Origin of the sequence: uncultured Ruegeria sp., assembly GCF_947489545.1 — a bacterium.
Taxonomy (GTDB): domain Bacteria; phylum Pseudomonadota; class Alphaproteobacteria; order Rhodobacterales; family Rhodobacteraceae; genus Ruegeria.
The window spans coordinates 1-20,245 of sequence record NZ_CANLDZ010000039.1 but is presented as its reverse complement, the minus strand read 5'-3'; the positions used below and the strand labels follow the sequence as shown (position 1 = coordinate 20,245).

The window sequence follows — 20,245 nt, the reverse complement described above, 5'->3', positions numbered from 1 at the left end:
TCGCTTGCTGCTCATTACGTAGCCACTACGGTGCTTGGGATGGTCAGCGTTTCGCCTGCCAGCAGCTGCTTCAGCTCAGTTACCTTTCCCTGATCAAGCATTGTGTGGATCCGCTCGGGATCCGCTTCAACACGTTCGCGCACCAGGCGAAGCTGTTTGGCGCTGTAACGCTCGAGCGGGACAATCAGGAGATAGCCATCGCCTTTTTGACCGGTCGACCAGGTTCTGATGTTGCTGACCTCGGTGCCATTGAGCCTATAGATGTGACTTAAAAAGTAGATGCCCTTGGGTTTCGGCTCGTAACTCCAGAAGTTTGTCCCGCCTTTGTCGTAATAGACCTGCAGGTCGCGCCAGAGATTGTCTTTCAGGTTCTTTTTGTGAACGGTTTTATCCTGTGCCATTGGTGGCCTCCATGTGCTCTTCGATCCGTCAGTCGAGATCACACGAAAAGAGGCCCCTTCTCCTTTCGGAGCGGGGCCTCGATATGGGCAGATTGATCCAGATAGGTCAGCAGTACGGCTGACCAGCCATTAGCCTGGAGATGACGAGAAGATGGTCGCTATGGTTCTCACCCCAGACCTCGGCTGTGGCCTGAGCTTTTGGATGCACACGAGCCTGCTCCTCGGTCATTGTAAACGGCACCAGCTGAAACACCCTGCATGGGAGGAACACATCGACACCGCGGCCGGCGCCAGTGTGGTTGTGTGAGAAGAACCAGAACTTGCCCAACCGGGTCTCGCCCGTGTCCTGAAAATACTCCCAGAGCTGGGGTCGATTCAACGCGCCTGAAAAACTACCCTTGCCGCTCGCATGAACAAAGAAGCTCCCTCCATCCGTAGTTTGCATGCCATGTACGGCATCCTGGCAACAGCGCTCCACGCTCCCAACAGGCATCACTACGAAGTCGCCCACAGTGGGCTTTCCGGTGAAAGTCTCACGGGCGGCTTTCAGATCTGCAGCGATAACCTGGTTGCGATCGTCGAGGTGAGAATTGTCCTGCACAGCCCCGATCAGCCCTGCATCTACGAGATGCTTTACGATGGCAATCTTGCAGCCATGCTCAGAGGGATGTGAATAGGTGCCGCCTTTGCCCTGGATGGTCTCGAGCTCATAAGACCACGGGTCTCGGTTCGGGCCCGCGACTGGCCAGTAGCGACAAACGATATCATCGCCAAAGCCATTCATGTCGAAGCGTACCTCAGTGCTGCCGTCTGTTTGCGGTACAAAAGCCAGCCGCTTGTGGTTCATCAAGTCATTTGTCGAAGTCATCGCTCTTTGTCCTTTGCTCATTCCGTTGATCGAATTCACAAAAGAAAAAGCCTACTCTTCCTCGGAAGAGCGGGCTTCAGGATCAGGGACCTGCGTCAGGCAGCGATATAGCCAGCCTTTCGCGCCTCGTCGGCATACGCGCTGAGCGTTCTTTGCGGCGACCAATACAGGTCCCGCTCGATACCTTGGCCAAGCAATGGGTGCCGCCACTCTTTGAGTTCCGACATCGAGATAGATCCAAGTTCGGGATAGCCGAGATCGGCAAGCCCGAAGGCAATATCCGGCTGTTCCGGATCCAGTTCAGTCAACAGCCATGTGCCCGGACCGTAGGGGTTGAACAGTTTGACCACGGGTTCGAAGTCGATTTCGTCAGCCGTGCCCCGAACTGCAGCCTGCTTCTTGCCATTGGTCAGCAGTTGAGATTCTTGTTCACTGGTTAGTAATTGCATGATGTCTTGCCTTTTTTTGCTCGATCCACCAAATCGGAATCGCTCAAATAAACAGCCTGCTTTTACTTTTTGACCGGCCGGGCGGATCACTACGGCACCAAGAATCTTACGAAGTTGCACGGCCCGAGAGCGCAGGGTCAATCCCAGAGATCCGCAAATTCAGGAAAGCGGGGATGTGTTGGCGCGTCGCGGTCGAACAGCACGTAGTCCGTATCGAGGTTCGCCAGTATGACTTTCAACGTATCAGGGCAAAATTTGCTGGCTTTGTATCCGAGCCAGACAAACACGCCGGTCGATCCGTTGAAGCCCGACTCCCACTCTTCGCTGGCAATCAGGTTTCCAATGACCTGCAGATCTTCAGGGCGCAGATGCACGGTGGACAATTCAGTGAATTCGCGGACACCCTGGGCACGACGCTCAATCAAGAGCTTCCAGCCCGGGTTCATGATCGGAAAGTTTGAGGCTTTCTCTTCCAAGTAGTCCAGCTGGGTAGCTCCAATATCGACCCGCGCCCGGAATCCAGAGATTGCTTCGTCTAGTGTCACCGGTTCGGTAACACTCGCTGTGCAGTTTTCGACGCGTCGACCGGACAACAGGTGAGAAATCGCGTATCCGCCGGCTATGGCGTGGGCAACAAATGGAAACGCTCGCGCCTCGTGATAGATAAGAAACAAATGTCCGTCTGTTGGTTCTGTTTTCCCGTCCATCATCGAGCGATTGAAAGTGATTTGCATGGGTTTCTCCCGTTGTTTCGACCCCAATCGGGTCACAACACAGCAAAAGACCCCCTTCTCCTCTCGGAGTTGGGGGCAAGGTCAGAAATCGGCCGCGACGGTCTACGCGCTTCGGAACAAGGCCACGGCTTCATCCAGTGGCAGCGTGTTCAGGATCCGGATTCCGGGGTGCTGCGCTTGGAGTTTTTCAACAACCCGCTCAGCCTGGCCTCGGTGTTTGATCTCATAAACGCCGGGCTTGTCGGGAAAGATGAAAAGAACCTTGATCTTGATCAGCCGTTTGTAGTCCTTCGTGTATTGCCATGTTTCCAGAAGACTGCCGCAGTGATGCTCAAGATCTGTTTCGTGCTCTTCGTCGGAAAACTCGGGCAGTGACCATTTGGGCAAGTTCTGTCGGCACCAGGTATCAGCCTCCTTGTAGGCGACATGATCGCCCCTGAAGAGATCGCACCCGCCCTTACCGTCGTTGGAGACTTCTCCGATCTTTTTGCCATCAACATACAGGCTGGCGGTGTAGCAGCTGGTCTCTTCTGAGGCGAAGGCCGCGTATTTGATGTTTTTCAGTTCGATTTTCATGGGAGTATCCTCGCTGGTGGTCTTTGTCCCCGGATTAGGGACACAGCAAAAGAAGCCTCCTCTTACTTTCACCCAGCAATACCATATGTGGTACGACAAAATCCTATAGACACTATATGATTGCCTTTGAACCCGGTTTGTTCTACAATGAAGCAATGCTGCTGAAGGAGAAATACCGATGTCTGCACCTGCCATTTCGGAATCTCAAACCGCGCTGCCAGCCACGGCCAAGCAACTCGCCTATGCACGTAAACTCGCGGAGCAACAGAATGTGGTTCTGCCCTGGGAAATCCAGCAGGATCGCCAAGCGCTCAGCCAGTGGATCGATACGCAACGTACAACGCCCCGCGTACACGATACCCGGCCAAGCTCAAAGCAGGTGGCCTTTGCCGAGCGCATCGCCCGGATCAAGCGCAGCGCTGTTCCGGACGAATGCTTTCGCGATCGCAACCTGATGTCCCGCTGGATCGACAGCAACAAGCCAAGGTAAGGCTAACGTCGCTGTGGCGGGTTTGGGCGACAGATCCCCTGCTCGCCCAAAAGTCCCGGATCACAAAGAACGCTTCTCCTGATCTGGAACGCTCTTCCAACGTCAGTTCGAACGGCACGGCTAATGGGCTGCCGCGAACATCTCTTCGATTTCACCGATGTGTTGTTCGTGTTTTTCCCGTTCTTTGCGTGCTGCGCACTCAGCCATCCACTCTTCACTCTCAGCGGCCCAGAGCGCATCGGCTTTAGCCTTGGGAATGTACTTAAACGAGCCTGGGGGTTCGCGAAGTTCTTCACCAGTGTCGATGTCAAAGGGTTCAGTAAAACAGTCTGCACCATCGCATTTGTCGCTATTGCACCATGACTGATCGTAGGTGTCGACGACTACCCAATCCTGCACTTCGGGATCCCACTCGGCAGAAGCGTCGCGGCGAACATCGGTGCTGCCGCAACCTGTGCATCGCATTTCGATCCTGCGCGTCATTCGCGATCCCCTCCTTCGGGTTGACTATCAAGTGAGGTGTATGGGTCGCGCTGATCGCTGCCCGAGTAATCGGAAAACTCGACAAAAGCCTCGCGCAGGTTCGCCAGTGGGTGGTTGTCGAAATCATCGTCGCGCCGATCTGCCTCGTCGATGGTCTCATCGAGATCCTCGTGGATCGCCATGGTTAGATCTTCGGCAATCTCGGTGAATTCAGCAACAGGCCAAATTCCAATACCGACCCGCCTCGGAAAATGGCCGAACTGGTTGTCGCCGGAGACGAAGCCTTTGCCGGTTTCGACCGCAATCTGCCGCGCGATCCGCACGGCTTCCAGTGCCGTTTCTGAATCATGGATGGCTGTGGCAAGATGTTCCGGGCTTTCGGGCGTGCCCTCGTTGGAGCGTCCGTAGATGCCCCAGAATTCGGCGGACCCGGCTTCACATTGAACAACGCATCCCTCAAGTTCATTAGTTCGGCAGGCAACCAGCTCGAACCATTCAAATCGGCCCAGCGTGTCACCCTGGGATAGGTTGTTGAATCTTCCAGAAGCGGGGAGAGCAGTCATGGAATCTGTCATTTTGGTTTCCTTTTTTTCGATCCACCCAACGGGATCAAAAGAAACCCAAGCCACCTCTCACTCTTACCGCTGCTGGTGACCTGGGAGGCACGGGTTTACTCGGCCGCAACCGCTGGGATGTCGCAGTCCGGATCTCCGGCTTTGGCAAACATCCAATCCGCCGCGGCTTGCGCCATAGAGGCAACCCTGAAAACAGCCCCGTTACTTTCACCTAAGATCTCAAGCCAATGCTTAATGTAAGCCGCGTTCTGCCTGGCGCTCGCTGGAACGCCAAGCCGGGCACAAACCATCGCGCCGGTTAACTCAGCGAAACATTCTTCAGTTGCCAACTTCAGAGCTGCGGTCTTGCCTTCGAAAGTCAGGCCCAAACGTTTCTCTACCGCAACCGCATGAGCTTCCTCATGTGCTAACGTGTCGTAGAGCCCAGCTGCGCTCTCGAAGGTCTGAACGCGCGGCATGTGGATGACATCCCGAACCATGTGATAGTAAGCGCGTGGATCGGCTGAATGCACGATGGGCACGCCCAAAGATGCAAACCAGGCATCCAGTGCCGGATCGCTCTGCGTGCCAAACTCTTTTTGTGCCGCGGGCCTATCATACCAGTGTTCATCCAGGCCATCGATCTGGCAGGTGTTGAACACGCGGTAGGCACGCGCATAGCGGCGAGCATGTTCTTCACCCTCTGCGCCGGTGACCGGGTCGGTTTCACCCTCCTTGGTGATCGTCCCAAACTTCACGACCGTGGTAGATTTCTCACCTTTGCGCACCTGACCGCCCAGTTCCTGCGCCTGGCGATAGGTCATCCAGCTACGGCAATCATAGCCGCGTTTCATGGCGGCGATGAGCAACATCAGGACGTTGATGCCCCGATACTGCTCGCCAGTGGATCGCAGAGGCAGTGCCAAACCACTGCCACCGCTCCACGGCTGGCGCCAGGGCACGGTTCCCGCCTGCATCTCGGTAAAGATCGTTTCAGTCACATGTTCGTAAATGTTGAATTTCGGTTTGCCCATAACGGCCTCCTGGGTCTTTGGTGAAAATCACCATGACCGGAAGCTTTCTTTCGCTTTTGGGAGTGACGAGGGTTACTAGGTATACTGGAACTCTGCACCGGACCATCGCTGGCCACGGTCTTTGGGTCGAGTATCGCGGTAGCGAGTTAGGTGTGGAAAGAACTTGAGAAGCGGAGCGCCGAATTGGGCATTTTGCCCATTGTCCATCGGGGAAGAGGATGGATTTTCGGTGCGCGTTTAATCTCCGAGCATGACTGTTTGCCACGTCTGAATGACGCGGCCAGGGCGGCGAACGGGAACGCGGCCAATGTCTTCAGCTCGTGGATTCCAAACCTCGACCTGAACATATTCCGAGCCATCCTTGTGACAGGCAAATGGAGGGATATGGACGGGCCAGTCGGCGCCGACGATCTCAACGAGATCGGAAGCGAGATAGCTAACGCGACGGCGGCAAAGATTGCACCGCAGGGTCAAGACCTGGTGCGACCGAGCCGCGTCCTTCATGGTTCGAAACGGCTTGGCGGGATGCGCGCGTATGGGTGGATTCGAAGCAGGCATAGTGAGAACAAATAAAGAACGCTTGCCATCTTGTCCAAAGCGAACTCCGCGCATAGCCTGTCTGAATGTGTAACCTCTATTCGAATACGACCACGCAAGAGGCGATGCGGCAATTGTTCGATGTGCCCCCAGAACGCGATGAGCTGGGCAACGCATCGGCGCAACCGGCGATCTTTCCCGATGGTCAATCGGTGATCGTAACGGCTGATGACGCTGGTGACAGATCATTGCGTATCGCTCGGTGGGGGTGGAAGAAGGTCAGATTCAAAAACAAAAAGTATGAGACGTGGCTTACAAACGTTCGGAATCTCGACGGTTGGCCTTGGGAGCATGTGATCAAGGATCGATCCCAACGATGCCTTGTACCGGCATCCTCATTTTCGGAATACCACCCGACAGAGAAGATCCCTGGAGCAACAGGCAAGCCGATCAAGGCCGCGAGCTGGTTTCGACTGGCTGGCGAGACGGAACGACCGCCTTTTGCTTTCGCCGGAGTTATGCGCCGATGGGATTGGGAAAACGACGGTCTAAGGAAAAAGGCCGATGCCGAGCTGCAGGCTTCAGGTGCGCAAGTTACGGCGATGGCGTTTCTTACAACAGAGCCCAACGGCATTGTCGCGCCGATCCATCCGAAGGCGATGCCGGTTCTGCTACGAACGGAAGCTGAATTTGAAACTTGGTTGAACGGAACTGCTGACGACGCCAAAGCCTTGCAGCGTCCCCTGTCTGATAATGCGTTGCGCCTCGCGTTCACAGGTGGAAAGGCAGATCCGACAACGGCAGCGTGACGAGTTCCGGTTGAAGTTGCGACCTTCATAGCGAAGTTCCCTAGCGAGCCCTTACCCGCCTTTCTCAAGCTACTTGATCTCTGCGCCTGCATGCGTCCGGTAAGCGGACAAAGCGCCATTTCGCTGCGAATGCGCCAACGGCAGCTTTGCATTGAGCAAGCAAACGAATAACATTCTTCTATCCCCAGAACACCGCGTTTGGGCAAAACACACACAGGTTTGTCAAAACATGAATGCGAACGCCGACATTTACTTGTTTCGCCACGGCCAAACCGAGTGGAACGCACAAAGCAGGCGACAGGGGCACCTGGACTCGCCCTTGACCGAACGAGGCCAGCTTCAGGCCGAAGAGAATGCAAGTAGACTGCGGCTTCATCTTTCTCTGGACGGAGAAGTTGCCGTTTTCGTTAGCCCACTTGGGCGCGCACGGCATACAGCTTTGATAATGGTCCAGGAGCTTGGGCTATCCGAGGAGGCGATAATCTATGAGCCTCGATTGATGGAATGTAGCTTCGGTAAATGGGAGGGATTGACCACCTCCGAGATTAAAGCGCGTTACCCCGAAGAATGGCAGGCGCGCTCGGAAGACAAATGGAATGTCCCAGCCCCGTCGGGGGAGTCGTACGCCGATGTGAATGCGCGCGTATCTAAATGGTATGAAGAGGTATCACTGGCTGCAACAAACCTGGTTGTTTGTCACGGCCTGACCTCCCGAGTTTTTCGCGGCATTTATGCTGACCTGTCCCAGCAACAGGTATTCCAACTGAACGAGCCTCAAGATGGTTTTTTCGAGCTGCGCAACCGGACCGAAGTGTTCGTCGAATAACGACGCAGCAAAAGGTGGTCGTTTGCGCAAAATGCAGCAACCGGTATTTTGGGCGCAATGCAGTCATCTGACTTTTTTGGTAGACGCCAACCTGTATGCCCGTGAAGGATGCAGCAACATAGGGAAGAAAACGCCACATTAGGCACCGCGTTGACGCACAAATTCCTGCTCGATCACTTCTGTTCCCCACTGCATTCCAGGTGTCTCATTGGCCAGCGTGAAGCTGTGCTTCTCATATAGATGCCGTGCGGCATCCAACCCTTTGAACGTCCACAGGCGCGTGCTATCAAAAGCGTTGTCATCCGCAAAGGCGGTAGCTTTGTCGATCAGAAGGTTTCCAATGCCCATACCCTGCGCTCTTGGGTTGACAATGAACCACCGCAGATGGCTAACGCGGTCGCCCAAATCCTCGCCATCAAGAGAGACAGACCCCAGCAGCTCATCGCCGACGTAGGCAGAAAATGTCGTGTTCAAAGGATTGTCGATGCGACCCATAAATTCCGACATTTCAGAGGCGACTTTACGCTCGAAAATAGCGCCAAATTCGTAGTGTTTTGAGTAAAAGGTGGCGTGCAGCTGCGCGACTGAACCGATGACGCCCGAACGGTAACCTTCCTGTACCTCGACGCCCGGCACTGCGTCCGTCACTCGCTCGCCTCTTGTGCTCAGAGACTTTGCAAACAGGATGAGACCCGATTCAATTTGAGAGACGTCGGTTGCCGATAGTACGTCCAAGGCGGAATGAAGTTGCCGCCGCGCGAACCCTTCGACTTCGTCGAGTAGGTTTTGCCCATTCTGCGTCAACGAAAGAACGCGGGAGCGCTTATCAATTGGGTCAGGCCTCACCTCAATCAGACCGTCATTTTCCAGCTTTTGAACAAGGCGGCTGACACTAGACTTTTCCAGATGCAAAAGCGAGCCAAGGTCACTCGCATTGGCTACTGTGCCATATCCAAGCTCAATGATTGTATGCACCGCAGATGGGGATAACTCTGTACCAGCCAGTCCCTTCTGCATAAAGCCAAGCTCGCGCACGATATGTCGTGAAGCTGCGCGCATTTTGTCTATGCGGGGTGTTGTGAGTACTTGATTCATAGTTGCATAATACAACTAATATCTTAAACCTGTCTAGTACACACTGGACATTCGCCGCAACGCGACAAACTAGAACTTTGGGCTCTCCAGACACTTTCTCCGCGCTATCGACTAACGACAACTCCCAGAAACAACGCCATTCGCTGCGCTTGCGCCAATGTCCGCTTCGCTAGCACACCTAGGCGCAAAGATAGTCCAAATTTTCCGCGCTATTGACCCTTTTTCAGAGAGGATTGGTCAACTATTTCGATGTCAGGCAGTGAATAATAGTCACCCTTTGTCTCGGGGTGGAGTTGTCGATCCATTCTCAGTCCAGTGCCTCCATCAATTGTTCCCGCCATGACCGAGGTATGCGCACTGTCCAGCCTCGCCCAAAAGAGTTGACTTCCACAGTTTTTGCAAAACCCACGCCGTGCAGTGGCCGAAGACTGAAACCAGGTGATGTTTGGCTGTCCATCGATTTGAAGGTGTTGGTTTTCAACTTGCGTGGCCGCAACATAATGCCCAGAAGATTTGCGGCATTGCGTACAATGGCACCCAACCACTTGCCTTGGTGCACCCTGAATGAGGTACTTGACCCGACCACATAGACAACTGCCACGCATGATACCCTCCTCACCTTTCAACATTCATTTCGATTGCTATATCTCTGCTCGGGGCTTTCTCATGGCCTCCCGCAGCATTGTGCTTTCCGGAACTCTAGGCGACCCGCCTATCCGAAGTCGAGCCGGATACTGGTCGGTTTCGGACGCGATCATCCGCGAAGGCTCGCGAGCCGTGGCTTGAACAGATAAGGTATCGCAATGCTGGACTTTGAAACCTGCAATGCCGCCCGAATCAGGCGCGACCCAAGTTTCGATGGCGTGTTTTTCACGGCCGTTCGAACGACCAAAATCTATTGTCGCCCGGTTTGCCCTGTAAAGCACCCGCTGACCAAGAATGTCAGCTACTACCCAACAGCGGCAGCGGCGGAGAAAGCAGGATTTCGCCCTTGTTTGCGGTGCAGGCCAGAAACGGCACCATTTTCGGCAGCGTGGAATGGGACACAGACAACGGTCACGCGCGCGTTACGCCTGATAGAAGAAGGGGCGCTCGACAACGGTACAGTCGATGAGTTGTCCGCTAAATTGGGCGTGGGCGCACGCCATTTGAGTAGATTGTTCTTGCGGCATGTAGAGGCATCACCGATGCAAGTTGCGAAGACCGTTCGTATCCAGCGCGCCAAACGTCTGTTGAGTGACAGTTCGCTTCCGATCACCGAAATCGCTTTTCAATCAGGCTTTGGCAGCGTCCGCAGATTCAATGCCGCATTCCTAGAGCTTTATGGGCGTTCGCCTTCATCCATTCGAAGACCCAAAGCATGAAGAACATACCGCTATTCTATACGTATTTCGACAGCCCCGTCGGGCGTCTCCTTTTGGCTGGCGACCAGAAATCACTACATTTTTTAAGCTTTCCTGGCGGTCGCAAAGCATTTGGACCTCAGCCAGCGTGGACCATGTCCGATGTTCATTTTGACGCCGTGAAAGAACAACTATCGTTGTATTTTTCGGGGTCTCTTGAGGTGTTTGATTTGCCTTTGACCCTTCATGGAACGGATTTTCAGAAGCGGGTTTGGGAATTGCTCATGGAGATCTCCTTTGGCGCGACGCGGACTTATGGTCGCTTGGCGGAAAAGCTGGGAACACCCAAGGCCAGTCGAGCGGTTGGGGCCGCAAATGGATCTAATCCGATCCCTATCATCATACCTTGTCATCGCGTTATCGGATCAACCGGCAAGCTGACCGGGTTTGGCGGCGGCATCGACACGAAACGCTTCTTGTTGGACCTGGAAAGTCCTTCGAAAAAGCTTCTCTAAAACTCACTTTGACGCAGCATGCGTGACCATTAGGCGCGTCGCAATCGAAACATCCGCCCGTCAATCACCAATAAGCCACAGGAGATTAGTGCCAGCCCGACAAAATGTGTTGTAGCCAATACCTCTCCCAGAAACCCAGTCCCAAGCAGTATTGCACTGACTGGGATCAAAAGTGTGACCAGTGAGGCGTTCACAGCTCCCGCAGTCGCGAGGAGGCGGAAGAATATCAAGTAGGCCAGTGCTGTTGAAAAAAGCGCCATACCAATAATAGAACCAACAGCGGCCGTACTGGGCCTACTCAGTGTCCAAGGATGATCGACCAACAGAATGACCGGCACCATGATGATGGTTGTTCCAACAAGCTGACCCAATGCGCTAACCGAGCTGGATAGTCCTAGTGCATTGAACCGTCGACCGTACACGACTGAAAAGCCCTGACAGAGCGCCGCCGTCAGGCATGCAACAAGACCAAGCATGGCCACGCTTGCCCCTGATGAAACCTCTTCTCCAAACAAGAAACCAACACCTATCAAGGCCAAAACAACACCAAAGAACTTGTTCGCAGTGAATTTTTCATCCGCCAGCATGACATGAGCAACGGCTATTGAAAAAACGGGGGTGGCGGCATTTGCGATTGAAGCAAGACCACCCGGTATGGTCGTTTGTGCCCAGAAGAACAGGCTGAACGGGATGACATTGTTCAGAAATCCCATCGTCAGGAACGCCTGCCAAACTTGCTTGTTTCGAGGCAATGTAATGCCTCTCATCCCTAGGTAAATGAACAAGGCAAGAGCTGCGATGCTGACCCGCAAAAAGACAACGGTCAGTGGCGGTAGTTCACCCACAGCTATTGAGGTGAAGAAGAACGTCCCACCCCATAATACCGACAGGAGCCCAAGCAGTCCCCAATCCGAAGCTGTCATTTTCATGTGCACATCTTCCTATTTGTTTTGCGAAAGATGTACGTGCTCAGAGCTGACTAGGCTGGCCTTTTTAGGACCTGATCATTTTCCCCAACGATATGCCCATCGTTCTGCCTTCAAGGCATTACGCCGCCCTGTCGGTTCAAATGTCGGTTTTTCGGAATGGACGTTCCAGCTGATGATGCACTACGCTGCTTTGGTACCGATGTGACACGGGGGATGTGATGGTGGACGCAACAAGATTTCCATATGAGGGTTTGGGCCGTTGCGAAGCTGTTGTGTCAGATGGAATTGTTTACGCAGTCGCGACTGATCCACAGGGCTCAGATGGAATCCTAGCGCAGACGCAGAATGCGCTGGATGAACTTAACCGCATCCTCGAAAAAGCCGGGAGCGGAAGAGCCGGGTTGCTTCAGGCGACGGTCTATCTCAGCGACGTAAAGCAGAAGCCGGAAATGGACACTGTTTGGATCGATTGGATCGGACCAGAAGAGAACTGGCCGCAACGTGCGTGTATCGGCGTTGATCTCGACGAAGGATGTCTGGTTGAGATTGTGGTGACGGCGAAGGTTATCTGATCGAGAAGTGTGAGCAGCCATTCATTTGGCCTGCGCATTTGTCAACTTGGGTTCTTTTGGCACCTCCGAGGCGATCCGTACGATGGGCAGCTTTGAGTAAAATGTGGCAAAGACGGTTGGTTTTGGGTAAAACTACGTAGCACGGAGTAACTTGATCAATACCCAAAACACTCGGGCGTGATGACAGGGTATTTGGTTGGTGTTTTGTGAAGTGACGTGCTGTCCACCCGTCCGATTGAGCAAGATAGTCTGAGCATCCCAAGCAGTATCGAATACATGATTTTCTCCTATGAAGCTGTAGATTTTCGAGTTGGCAGTTTGAGATGTCCGGTCACGATTGCGACGCCCCCAAAGATCATCAAAAGACCTATGATGAGCGTTGGTGAAAGGGCTTCGCCAAGGAGCAAGACGCCCAAAAGAACGCTGAATCCCGCCCGCATATAGCTCCCTGTCGTGACGCCGAGTGGGCCAAGGGTTCGGACCAGACGAAAGTAGATCGCCATTGCGATTGCTGTCGAGAACACGCCCATAGCGACAACGGCGGCGATAGCCGGAGCAGTCGGGGCTAGGCTCAAAGGATCATCCACCCAAAGCGAGACAGGGAACATCAGCAATGCAGCAAACGCCATGGAACAGGCTGCCGTTAGCACAGGCGGTTGATCAGAAAACCGTTTGGCGTAGATCGCGGCAACAGCATAGCTCAGGCTGGCACCTGTAATCGCAAGTTGGCCAAGGACAGAATTCCCTTCGCCTGCCAAAGCTGCCGGTCCCATGATGACCAGCACACCTGCAAATCCCAGAGAGATGCCGGTGATCTGCGGCACTCCTGCACTCCGATCCCGCAACAGAAAGAAGCCGATGAGGAAGACAAACAGTGGAGGCGTCGTATTGAGAAGCCCAGCAAGGCCGCTGTCGATGTATTTTTGGCCCCAACTGATGAGTGTGAAAGGAAGCGCACTTTGCAGGATACCCTGTAAGAGTAGCGCGCCCCATCTTGCTGGTGATCTAGGAAAGGTGACACCGCGCCAGAACGCAAACAGCATTAATAGCGATGCGCCAATTGCAAGCCTGCCAAAAACGATTGTAGCAGGCGGAATTGTATCTATCGCCACTTCGATGAGCGTGAATGAAGCCCCCCACAAGAATGATAGGATTACCAACAGGCCGATTTCGAGGAACTTGTTTTGCGGGGTTTGAGACATGGGATACCTTTGAATTTTCTCAGGTATCGCATTCAAGCCGCGACTGGGCTGGCTGGAATCGGACGCCATCCCCCGATCAGGTCCGATTCCAGCTAGACGTAAGCCTGCGCCATACGCGACAAGAGAGAATGGACGACATACTGCCAACCTTTCCTGACGCTGAAACCTGTGACCGTGCAAGGATTGCGCGTGATAAATCTTTCGATGGTTTGTTCTTTTCCGGTGTTAGGTCCACCAAGATATATTGCCGCCCCGTCTGCCCTGTGCGGCCAGCCAAGTCCGTCAATGTCACGTTCTATCCGACCGCAGCGGCGGCGGAACGCGCCGGGTTCCGCCCTTGCCTGCGCTGCCGCCCAGAAACGGCACCTGGCAGTCCCGCATGGCTTGGGACAGCTACCACAGTCGGACGTGCATTACGAATGATCGAAGATGGGTTTTTAGATGTAAACAACGTCAATGATCTCGCAGATAAGCTCGGCATCGGATCACGTCACCTTTCGCGGCTCTTTGCTAAACATGCGGGTGCGAGTCCCAGCCAGGTCGCCGCAACCGCACGGGTACAACGTGCAAAACGGTTGATCGATGCAGGAAATATGGCCCTGTCTGAAATTGCCTTTGCAGCCGGATTTCAGAGCGTCCGCCGCTTCAATGATGTGTTCAAGGCACTTTATGGCAGACCACCATCGTCCCTACGCCGAAAGGTAAAAGCTTAACCTTTGCGGCGAAGACGGTCCTTTGCGCCGGTGACACAAATGTAAGGTTTTGACCGATTGTTAGACCAACGCTGACACCCACTTGGTCCTCATGAGACGGCCATAATGCGGACAAAACGGTCTTTCATCCAGAACAATTCAAGGTCTGCTCTCCGTAACATTCATTAGCCAGTCAATGCTCCTCATGCAGTCATCCAAGGTGAGGGTAACTTCTCTTGGAGCTGCATCCGCTGCGAAGACAAAGCCGTGAATATAGTCGATCAACAAGTTCAGCATAACGTCGCCAGTATCACCATCATTCATAGCCTGAGTTCTTTGGCGGACTTGCGATGTGAATTCGCTCAGTACCTTTGGCATACAATCAGGTTTGCTCAGCAGAAATCGAACAAGGTCGGCATTTTTCAAAACAAGTTCACAATAGCGAACCAACAACCGCCGGAGCTCTGCGCTTAGTGTTTCGCCCGAAACGTCGGCATCAATACCCTCAAATATCTGAGCAGCCAGATCACTCAGCATTTGGTCCCGGCTACCAACGTGATATTTGGCAGCCATTGCTGTTACACCCAGCTCCGCAGCAAGGGCGCGAAAGGTTAATTTATCCAACGCTTGCGTCTCTAAAATCGAATGAGCGCATCGCAAGACAGCCGCCTTATCGACGCTGACCGCTTGCTTCTTCGGTCTTCCTCTGCGTTTCACCTCTTGCATGGGTCAGACCACTTTATACCTCAGTTCCACTAACCCTGACGGGAAGGCTTTTGTGTGCGTAAGTTCGAGATCAACATCTGATGTTAGATCTCCGAACAATCGGATGCCGTCTCCAAGCAAAATGGGGACGATTGCCAGTTTGAAATCGTTAATCAGACCCAGTTTGAGAAAGGACTGCACAATGGCGCCTCCGTCGACATAAATACGGTGCCAACCGCGGCGTCCCATCTCGGCCATAAGATCTTGCGGTGATAGTCCGACGACTTCTACCCGACCAGCTAGTTCGGGCGGTATGTCTTCGCTCGTGAGTGAATGGCTTAAAACGACAACGGGTTTTTCATATGGCCAGACATCAAACCCAAATACTGTGCGGAATGATCCTCTACCCATGACAATGACATCAATGTTGTCGAGGAATTCGGCAAACCCATGATCTTCATCAGCTGTATCCTGTTTCATCAACCAATCCAGCGAGTGGTTTTTTCGCGCGACGTACCCATCTAATGTGATGGCCATCATGACGTGTCCAGTAGGCATTGTAGTCTCCAAAGATTATATTTATACACTGTATAATTAATGGATCAAGAAACTACAATGGATGGGCGGGCCAAGTAGGATGCAGACGTTGGTGCAGTGCGCGGCATCACGTAATTTGGGCTCTGAGCCGACATTGGGCTACGCAAGAGTTGCATCCCGATAGCCGCCTACAAAAGGGACGGGGCTCGGTTTCTTTCCGTGATATCGGAAAGGATCAGGCATTTTCTCTGACTATGGAAATTTTGCCGCCTATCGAACCTGGACCTGATCCGGCGAACTCAGGATGATTTGCGGCTTGCCTTTGTACAGCTTGATAGTCCCCGTGATAGCAATGGTCCTACCTTCATACCCGTAGACGCTTGGGAACTTATGGCCATGCTTCTTGAAGATGACGGCGTAGAAGGTGTGATTTGGATATCGACCGCCGAAGTTGATGAAGGTCGTTCCTTTGCCGCTGTTCGCTACTTGGCTGACTACGCCAACAACAGTTGAATGCTCTCCGACATGCTGGGCTGCGTCTCGTGGCGTGATTTCGCCAGCGTGCGCTGAGACGGCCAGAACGAATGACAGGAAGACGACAGAAAGAAGCTTGTACAGAATGCGCATGAATCCACTCAAATAGAATTAACCGATTGTTAAACTCTATGTGATTGTGCGGGCGAAATTATGACCGCTGGGCTGCTATTTCCGCTACTCTTGCTATTCGGGCCAAGGGGCGTTGCCGTAGGGCAATACCTGCCCTGGTCAGGTTTCAGCCCGATAGCACCCGTTTGAAGCGATCCCGTTACACTGCTTTCAGTGAAACAACCGGCCCAAAACTGGACCGGCTGAAAGCTGGGGTATTCGGCAAGTAATGTCGGCTGAGCGGACAAAACCCCCGGTCGACCTAAAGGCTTCTCTGGCGACACTGCAGACAAGACTAGGGTTAGCAGGCAACGTGTGCATGAGGCCATTTCCCGCGCTCAGGGCGTCAGTCATTATCCCACCCCCTTCAATCCATTCCCGAAAGGCAACGCATCATCCTGGCGGAACTCTGGGGCATATCCTGGGTATGATTGGAGGCCTTTGTGTATCACCGTAACCACAAGTCCAATCATCGATGTTAATTGTATTCAGAAGGGGTTGCGGATCATCTTCGCGATGACGGCGGATATCGGCCATCCCATCAGCGTGGTTACGTGCTTGCGAAACTGATGAGCGAATGTCACGCGCAAACCCACGTTGGCCGTGGTCGCGCAGCGGGTCGGCGATGGACGTTCCAGCACTCAGAACAATGGCGAAGGCGGTGACGGATGTAATCAGTGTCTTTTTCATGTCTTGGTCCCTTTCAGTTGAGCGTGTTTGCTACGCTGTGTGTGGGACCAATCTGGCAATCTGTGGCTCAGTTTTATTGCGTTGACACGTCAAGGTTTTGAGAAAAGGCTTCAAGTTGACCCCTATTTGCTTCACCATTCCGTAACGGAGGACCTCAATCAGGTTAACACTGGTGTCGCTGCAGCCGTCCACGAAACTGGTGGGCTGCAAGTCGGCAGTGTTCAAACAGAAAGGGCTCGAAGCAACTGATGTTGTCAGGCCACACAGCAGACCTTCGCCGCGTTTGCGGCACTGGGCATCGCTAACGGCAGCAATATGCGCGGAAGAGGACTTCCATAAGGGGCAATCGGATTGACTTTCACCAGACATGGCAACATAAGAGCGCATTGGTGAATTCAATTCGTCGTCGCGATGCTGCCGACTTCGAGAACCAATGGTCTTCAATAAAATTGTAGCATGTACTCCTGCTGTGACAGTTGTCGGGCAAGGGGTTCGCGATGAATTCGTTGCGCCAGGGTGGTGGCGTTAGTCCCTCACCGAGTGCCAATCGTTATCCTGCACAAAAGGAAGCCTGTTCACTTGCTTAATTGGCTCAGAAGAGTTCGGTATGATGCCCGATAGTACAAGCATCTCACCCTGTGACGGTCTGCCTGCAGCCGAACGCATGTGGTTGGGTGCGACACAGCTCTTTGCTTGTCTAAGCTTCACATTCTTTGTCGCTTTTCCCGTAACGCCAATGTTGGCTCAGACTGTTCCAGCCAACGCGCATAGAGACAACGGGGGAGAAGGTTGGATCTGTGATGACGGGTATGAAAGAGTTCGAAATTCATGTCGCAGCACCATTGTGCCAGACAACGCCTATCTCACCGGCAATTCCTATGGTCGGCGTTGGGAATGCAATCATGGTTCCCAACTTATCGGCGAGCAATGTGAACAGCTTGATGTTCCTGATAACGCTTACATTACATCGACAGGCGATAGGTGGAGCTGTAATCGCTTATTCCGCCGCATCGGAAACGAATGCGAGGAAATCATAGCCCCTCGAAATGGCTTCATTGCGACCCGATTCGGTGTTCAGGAAACTCATTGTGAATGGGGATTTCGGATGGATAATGACGAATGTGTCGAGATTTCTGTTCCGAAGAATGGTCGCTTGACAGACAGACGCAGTTCTACGGGTTGGGTGTGTCTGCGCGGCTTCACAGCAAGCGACGCAAGCTGTATCCCACTCAACATCCCCGAAAACGCTTACTTTTCCGAAGAATCTCAATTCGGGTGGGAATGCGAACGTGGTTTCCGCGCTGACATGGACGAATGCCAGCCCGTCATCATTCCCCAGAATGCGCATCTCAACCGCAGAGGCGATGGGTGGGCATGCAATCGACCTTTCATACGTCAGTTGGATGCATGTGTTGATGATTAGAAGAAGAATTTATCACGGGCCAAAGGGTCTTAGATAGTCTGACCAAGAAGGACATGTTGGTGAACCATAAATCTCTGGACGAGAAGCTGGGAAAAAGTCTCAAAGCGGAAATTGCACAACGCAGACTCACGGCAGTGAAATATCTCGTTGTTGCTGGAATTATTGTCGCAGCTATAGTCGTCGTGTTTCTATGATGCGCAAAAAGGATTTCCATGTAACGCTCCAAAACTCTGCTACGATTGGACTTGGTCTGGAACAACGGACTTTTCAGGACCGCAGCGTCCGAAAAAAGGGGGTTGCCGACGTGTCGGGGATTACCGAAGAAGAATTCGGTAAATACTGGATAAAAGCCGGAGTACTGAGTGGGACTTGCGTTGCAAGAGCGTTCCCGAAACCGCCAGCAAAAACCCAGACCATGATAGCTGATGCAGTTGGAGACACACCCGAGAAGGCTATCCGCGCATTAAAAGAGCTACTCGAAGAGCGAGACGGGCAGCGTATTCAGATGCGCCGGTTAGAAGAAAACTCCGGGACATATGTGCCTGCCGAGTGGGAATATGTTGAGGCATTGCAACAAGTCAGCTTTTCCGACGCCCAGGTTGCAATGCTCAAAGCCCTTACTATCGCGGGCAAGGAAGGTTTGACTATCGGTCAACTCACAAACGCCGCAGACTACAAATCTCGTGAGGTCACCGTTAAAGCATTCAAAAGTGTGGGGATAATGGTTTCTGAATATCTGGCGCCGAACCTCTCGGAGACCAGGACCGCGCGCGAAAATGGCGAAGCTCATGTAGTCGCCTATTCTCACATCGGCAATACTAACGAACCGGCTACCTGGATTATGCATCCGGAATTGCGAGATGCGGTTCGTGCGGTTTTGGGAACCCAATCCAACGCTTGAAAGGATGCCTTACGATCCATGCTTGAGATAAAACCTTACCCGATTGAGCTAATCTATGTTCCTGTGAAACGAGCAAAATCACTGGATCAGCAAAGAGTCTTAGACCTTGCAGAGGACATACTTAAGAACGGCCAAAAGACTCCAATCCAACTGCGCATTGATAGCAAGCGGTTTGTTTTGATTGAGGGCCTTCATCGTCTGGAGGCCATTCGAGCTCTCGGTGGCTATACAATAGAAGCATACCTCGTGCGTGCGAGGTTGCACTGAAAAGAATGTTTGTTTGAAATTTGGTAACTCATCAGAGAACGTCAGTAGCATTGACAGTCATTCGGGGTCGCCAACGTAATTAATGGCCGTTTGGCCGAACTTCGGAAATGTCCGCTTAAACTCCACAACCCTCCGAATGCACCGGCAGCGATCAAGTTGCGCCTCAAAGGCTGCAAAGGGCTCTTTTGACCAGTAGTCCCTGCGATCCGCAGTGAACGACGGCACCGAGCCCATGTTATCAGGTGCTGCACTTGGAACAAATGTCTGCTATTCAATTTCCGTACGAAGAGACCGTGTTTGGATGATGGAATTGAGCGTATTAGAAAACCATGGAGCATCTCGTTTTGAACGGTTTTCAATTTGATAAATCTGCGGTTCACCCGGCATGAAGCTTGGACGCTTAAGGCAGCACGAAGAGACCTTTGCTCGCCCTATTCGCGTTCGGAACTTTATGGGTTTGGTTCTTCTTGCCAATGATCCCGTTTGGCATCTTGGTCGTCGTTCTGCTTGAAAAGGCGGGGATATTTGGGGCCATTTTAAGCATGGTCCTAGGGATTGGAGCTTTGGCAATCATCGCCCCATGGTTCTTTCGTTGGTACTTCATCTGCGCAGGCTTGATGATTGGGCGCACCAATATGGCGCAACTAAAAGAAGATGATGTTTCGGATCGACTTGAACGGCTCATGGGCCCCAAGTCTGCGTCAGAGAGTGCTTGAAGGTTTTGGCCCTTGAATCCTCGGATGCTAAACGCGTTACCGATAACCGACTTATGAGGCAGCGGATTGGACGGCAGCTTTGTCCCGCTCTGCGTAAACTCATGCGTGGTGGCGCGAATGACCGAAATTACACATGTTCTTCTCTTGTTCCACTTAACGCCCAAATACGCAGCTTCGGGCCATGTGTGGATGCCCCCGGTTTTGCAAGAAGTTTCTGAGCGATTGTCGTCGTTGATTGCGGTCGTGTGTCAG

At 53.0% G+C, this 20,245-nt stretch carries 28 protein-coding genes and 1 pseudogene; 12 read left to right on the top strand and 17 right to left on the bottom strand.

Annotation, left to right across the window (positions count from 1 at the left end; genetic code table 11):
- Positions 1–14: 14 nt before the first annotated feature.
- From Q1B13_RS25795 to Q1B13_RS25775, 5 genes are all read right to left on the bottom strand, one after another.
- A complete protein-coding gene (locus Q1B13_RS25795; RefSeq protein ID WP_299085643.1) occupies positions 15–401 on the bottom strand; it encodes a hypothetical protein in 387 nt (128 codons plus the stop codon).
- 106 nt (positions 402–507) lie between these two features.
- Complete coding sequence (locus Q1B13_RS25790) at positions 508–1,269, bottom strand: hypothetical protein (protein ID WP_299085641.1); 762 nt, start codon at positions 1,267–1,269, stop codon at positions 508–510.
- 95 nt (positions 1,270–1,364) lie between these two features.
- Positions 1,365–1,808, bottom strand: a complete 444-nt coding sequence (locus tag Q1B13_RS25785) for a DUF2958 domain-containing protein (RefSeq protein ID WP_366871143.1) — start codon at positions 1,806–1,808, stop codon at positions 1,365–1,367.
- A gap of 47 nt (positions 1,809–1,855) precedes the next feature.
- The gene (locus Q1B13_RS25780; protein ID WP_299085640.1) at positions 1,856–2,452 is read right to left on the bottom strand and encodes a hypothetical protein; all 597 of its coding nucleotides are present in this window, start codon (positions 2,450–2,452) and stop codon (positions 1,856–1,858) included.
- Between the two features lie 102 nt (positions 2,453–2,554).
- Complete coding sequence (locus tag Q1B13_RS25775) at positions 2,555–3,028, bottom strand: hypothetical protein (protein WP_298938013.1); 474 nt, start codon at positions 3,026–3,028, stop codon at positions 2,555–2,557.
- A gap of 178 nt (positions 3,029–3,206) precedes the next feature.
- Between Q1B13_RS25775 and Q1B13_RS25770 the strand changes: the two genes are divergently transcribed.
- Positions 3,207–3,518: a hypothetical protein gene (locus Q1B13_RS25770; RefSeq protein ID WP_298938014.1), complete on the top strand. Its 312-nt coding sequence runs from the start codon at positions 3,207–3,209 to the stop codon at positions 3,516–3,518.
- A gap of 120 nt (positions 3,519–3,638) precedes the next feature.
- On the opposite strand, the gene Q1B13_RS25765 is transcribed toward Q1B13_RS25770, so the two are convergent.
- The 4 genes from Q1B13_RS25765 to Q1B13_RS25750 all read right to left on the bottom strand — a co-directional run bounded on the left by Q1B13_RS25765 (position 3,639) and on the right by Q1B13_RS25750 (position 6,147).
- Positions 3,639–4,001, bottom strand: a complete 363-nt coding sequence (locus tag Q1B13_RS25765; protein ID WP_298938015.1) for a hypothetical protein — start codon at positions 3,999–4,001, stop codon at positions 3,639–3,641.
- Positions 3,998–4,576 carry a hypothetical protein gene (locus tag Q1B13_RS25760; protein ID WP_299085638.1) on the bottom strand — a complete coding sequence of 193 codons (579 nt, stop codon included), beginning with the start codon at positions 4,574–4,576 and terminating at the stop codon, positions 3,998–4,000. The genes Q1B13_RS25765 and Q1B13_RS25760 overlap by 4 nt, the downstream gene beginning before the upstream one ends.
- A 95-nt stretch (positions 4,577–4,671) precedes the next feature.
- Positions 4,672–5,589, bottom strand: a complete 918-nt coding sequence (locus Q1B13_RS25755; protein ID WP_298938017.1) for an ArdC family protein — start codon at positions 5,587–5,589, stop codon at positions 4,672–4,674.
- A gap of 237 nt (positions 5,590–5,826) precedes the next feature.
- Positions 5,827–6,147 (bottom strand): hypothetical protein, encoded by a 321-nt coding sequence (locus Q1B13_RS25750; protein ID WP_298938018.1) that lies wholly within the window; start codon positions 6,145–6,147, stop codon positions 5,827–5,829.
- Between the two features lie 65 nt (positions 6,148–6,212).
- On the opposite strand from Q1B13_RS25750, the gene Q1B13_RS25745 reads away from it, so the two are divergent.
- Both Q1B13_RS25745 and Q1B13_RS25740 read left to right on the top strand, forming a co-directional pair.
- On the top strand, positions 6,213–6,935 hold the full coding sequence (locus Q1B13_RS25745) for an SOS response-associated peptidase (protein WP_298938019.1): 723 nt from the start codon (positions 6,213–6,215) through the stop codon (positions 6,933–6,935).
- 151 nt (positions 6,936–7,086) lie between these two features.
- The gene (locus Q1B13_RS25740; RefSeq protein WP_299085636.1) at positions 7,087–7,761 is read left to right on the top strand and encodes a histidine phosphatase family protein; all 675 of its coding nucleotides are present in this window, start codon (positions 7,087–7,089) and stop codon (positions 7,759–7,761) included.
- 138 nt (positions 7,762–7,899) lie between these two features.
- On the opposite strand, the gene Q1B13_RS25735 is transcribed toward Q1B13_RS25740, so the two are convergent.
- The gene (locus Q1B13_RS25735; protein WP_298938021.1) at positions 7,900–8,820 is read right to left on the bottom strand and encodes a helix-turn-helix domain-containing GNAT family N-acetyltransferase; all 921 of its coding nucleotides are present in this window, start codon (positions 8,818–8,820) and stop codon (positions 7,900–7,902) included.
- Positions 8,821–9,065: 245 nt separating this feature from the next.
- On the bottom strand, positions 9,066–9,461 hold the full coding sequence (locus Q1B13_RS25730) for a GFA family protein (RefSeq protein ID WP_298938022.1): 396 nt from the start codon (positions 9,459–9,461) through the stop codon (positions 9,066–9,068).
- Between the two features lie 198 nt (positions 9,462–9,659).
- Between Q1B13_RS25730 and Q1B13_RS25725 the strand changes: the two genes are divergently transcribed.
- Both Q1B13_RS25725 and Q1B13_RS25720 read left to right on the top strand, forming a co-directional pair.
- Positions 9,660–10,220, top strand: a complete 561-nt coding sequence (locus tag Q1B13_RS25725) for an Ada metal-binding domain-containing protein (RefSeq protein WP_298938023.1) — start codon at positions 9,660–9,662, stop codon at positions 10,218–10,220.
- Entirely contained in the window at positions 10,217–10,714 is a 498-nt protein-coding gene (locus Q1B13_RS25720; protein ID WP_299085635.1) for a methylated-DNA--[protein]-cysteine S-methyltransferase, read from the top strand. Before Q1B13_RS25725 ends, Q1B13_RS25720 begins: the two co-directional genes overlap by 4 nt.
- Before the next feature lie 29 nt (positions 10,715–10,743).
- Here the strand turns inward: Q1B13_RS25720 and Q1B13_RS25715 are convergent, their stop codons facing one another.
- Positions 10,744–11,643, bottom strand: a complete 900-nt coding sequence (locus tag Q1B13_RS25715; RefSeq protein ID WP_298938025.1) for a DMT family transporter — start codon at positions 11,641–11,643, stop codon at positions 10,744–10,746.
- A gap of 218 nt (positions 11,644–11,861) precedes the next feature.
- On the opposite strand from Q1B13_RS25715, the gene Q1B13_RS25710 reads away from it, so the two are divergent.
- Positions 11,862–12,215 carry a RidA family protein gene (locus Q1B13_RS25710; protein WP_298938026.1) on the top strand — a complete coding sequence of 118 codons (354 nt, stop codon included), beginning with the start codon at positions 11,862–11,864 and terminating at the stop codon, positions 12,213–12,215.
- 287 nt (positions 12,216–12,502) lie between these two features.
- On the opposite strand, the gene Q1B13_RS25705 is transcribed toward Q1B13_RS25710, so the two are convergent.
- Positions 12,503–13,417, bottom strand: a complete 915-nt coding sequence (locus Q1B13_RS25705; RefSeq protein WP_298938027.1) for an EamA family transporter — start codon at positions 13,415–13,417, stop codon at positions 12,503–12,505.
- Here Q1B13_RS25705 and Q1B13_RS27120 point away from each other — a divergent pair.
- Together Q1B13_RS27120 and Q1B13_RS25695 are read left to right on the top strand one after the other, a co-directional pair.
- Positions 13,342–13,764, top strand: a pseudogene (locus tag Q1B13_RS27120) (Ada metal-binding domain-containing protein); the annotation flags it as partial. The gene Q1B13_RS25705 and the pseudogene Q1B13_RS27120 sit on opposite strands and share 76 nt — an antisense overlap.
- A 72-nt stretch (positions 13,765–13,836) precedes the next feature.
- Positions 13,837–14,130, top strand: coding sequence for a helix-turn-helix transcriptional regulator (locus Q1B13_RS25695; protein WP_298938039.1), 294 nt, complete (start codon positions 13,837–13,839; stop codon positions 14,128–14,130).
- 138 nt (positions 14,131–14,268) lie between these two features.
- Here Q1B13_RS25695 and Q1B13_RS25690 read toward each other — a convergent pair whose 3' ends face one another.
- From Q1B13_RS25690 to Q1B13_RS25675, 4 genes are all read right to left on the bottom strand, one after another.
- On the bottom strand, positions 14,269–14,835 hold the full coding sequence (locus tag Q1B13_RS25690) for a hypothetical protein (protein ID WP_299085633.1): 567 nt from the start codon (positions 14,833–14,835) through the stop codon (positions 14,269–14,271).
- Between the two features lie 3 nt (positions 14,836–14,838).
- Positions 14,839–15,372, bottom strand: coding sequence for a dihydrofolate reductase family protein (locus Q1B13_RS25685; protein WP_299085631.1), 534 nt, complete (start codon positions 15,370–15,372; stop codon positions 14,839–14,841).
- A 249-nt stretch (positions 15,373–15,621) separates the two neighbouring features.
- Positions 15,622–15,978 (bottom strand): nucleotide-binding protein, encoded by a 357-nt coding sequence (locus tag Q1B13_RS25680; protein WP_298938037.1) that lies wholly within the window; start codon positions 15,976–15,978, stop codon positions 15,622–15,624.
- Positions 15,979–16,389: 411 nt separating this feature from the next.
- Positions 16,390–16,686: a hypothetical protein gene (locus Q1B13_RS25675; RefSeq protein ID WP_298938038.1), complete on the bottom strand. Its 297-nt coding sequence runs from the start codon at positions 16,684–16,686 to the stop codon at positions 16,390–16,392.
- A gap of 736 nt (positions 16,687–17,422) precedes the next feature.
- Here Q1B13_RS25675 and Q1B13_RS25670 point away from each other — a divergent pair.
- The 4 genes from Q1B13_RS25670 (at position 17,423) to Q1B13_RS25655 (ending at position 19,993) form a co-directional block, all read left to right on the top strand.
- Positions 17,423–18,109, top strand: coding sequence for a hypothetical protein (locus tag Q1B13_RS25670; protein WP_299800768.1), 687 nt, complete (start codon positions 17,423–17,425; stop codon positions 18,107–18,109).
- 190 nt (positions 18,110–18,299) lie between these two features.
- Positions 18,300–19,010: a hypothetical protein gene (locus Q1B13_RS25665; RefSeq protein ID WP_299085629.1), complete on the top strand. Its 711-nt coding sequence runs from the start codon at positions 18,300–18,302 to the stop codon at positions 19,008–19,010.
- Positions 19,011–19,028: 18 nt separating this feature from the next.
- Positions 19,029–19,277, top strand: a complete 249-nt coding sequence (locus tag Q1B13_RS25660) for a ParB N-terminal domain-containing protein (protein WP_298938323.1) — start codon at positions 19,029–19,031, stop codon at positions 19,275–19,277.
- A 542-nt stretch (positions 19,278–19,819) separates the two neighbouring features.
- Positions 19,820–19,993, top strand: coding sequence for a hypothetical protein (locus tag Q1B13_RS25655; protein WP_299800765.1), 174 nt, complete (start codon positions 19,820–19,822; stop codon positions 19,991–19,993).
- Positions 19,994–20,245 lie beyond the last annotated feature (252 nt).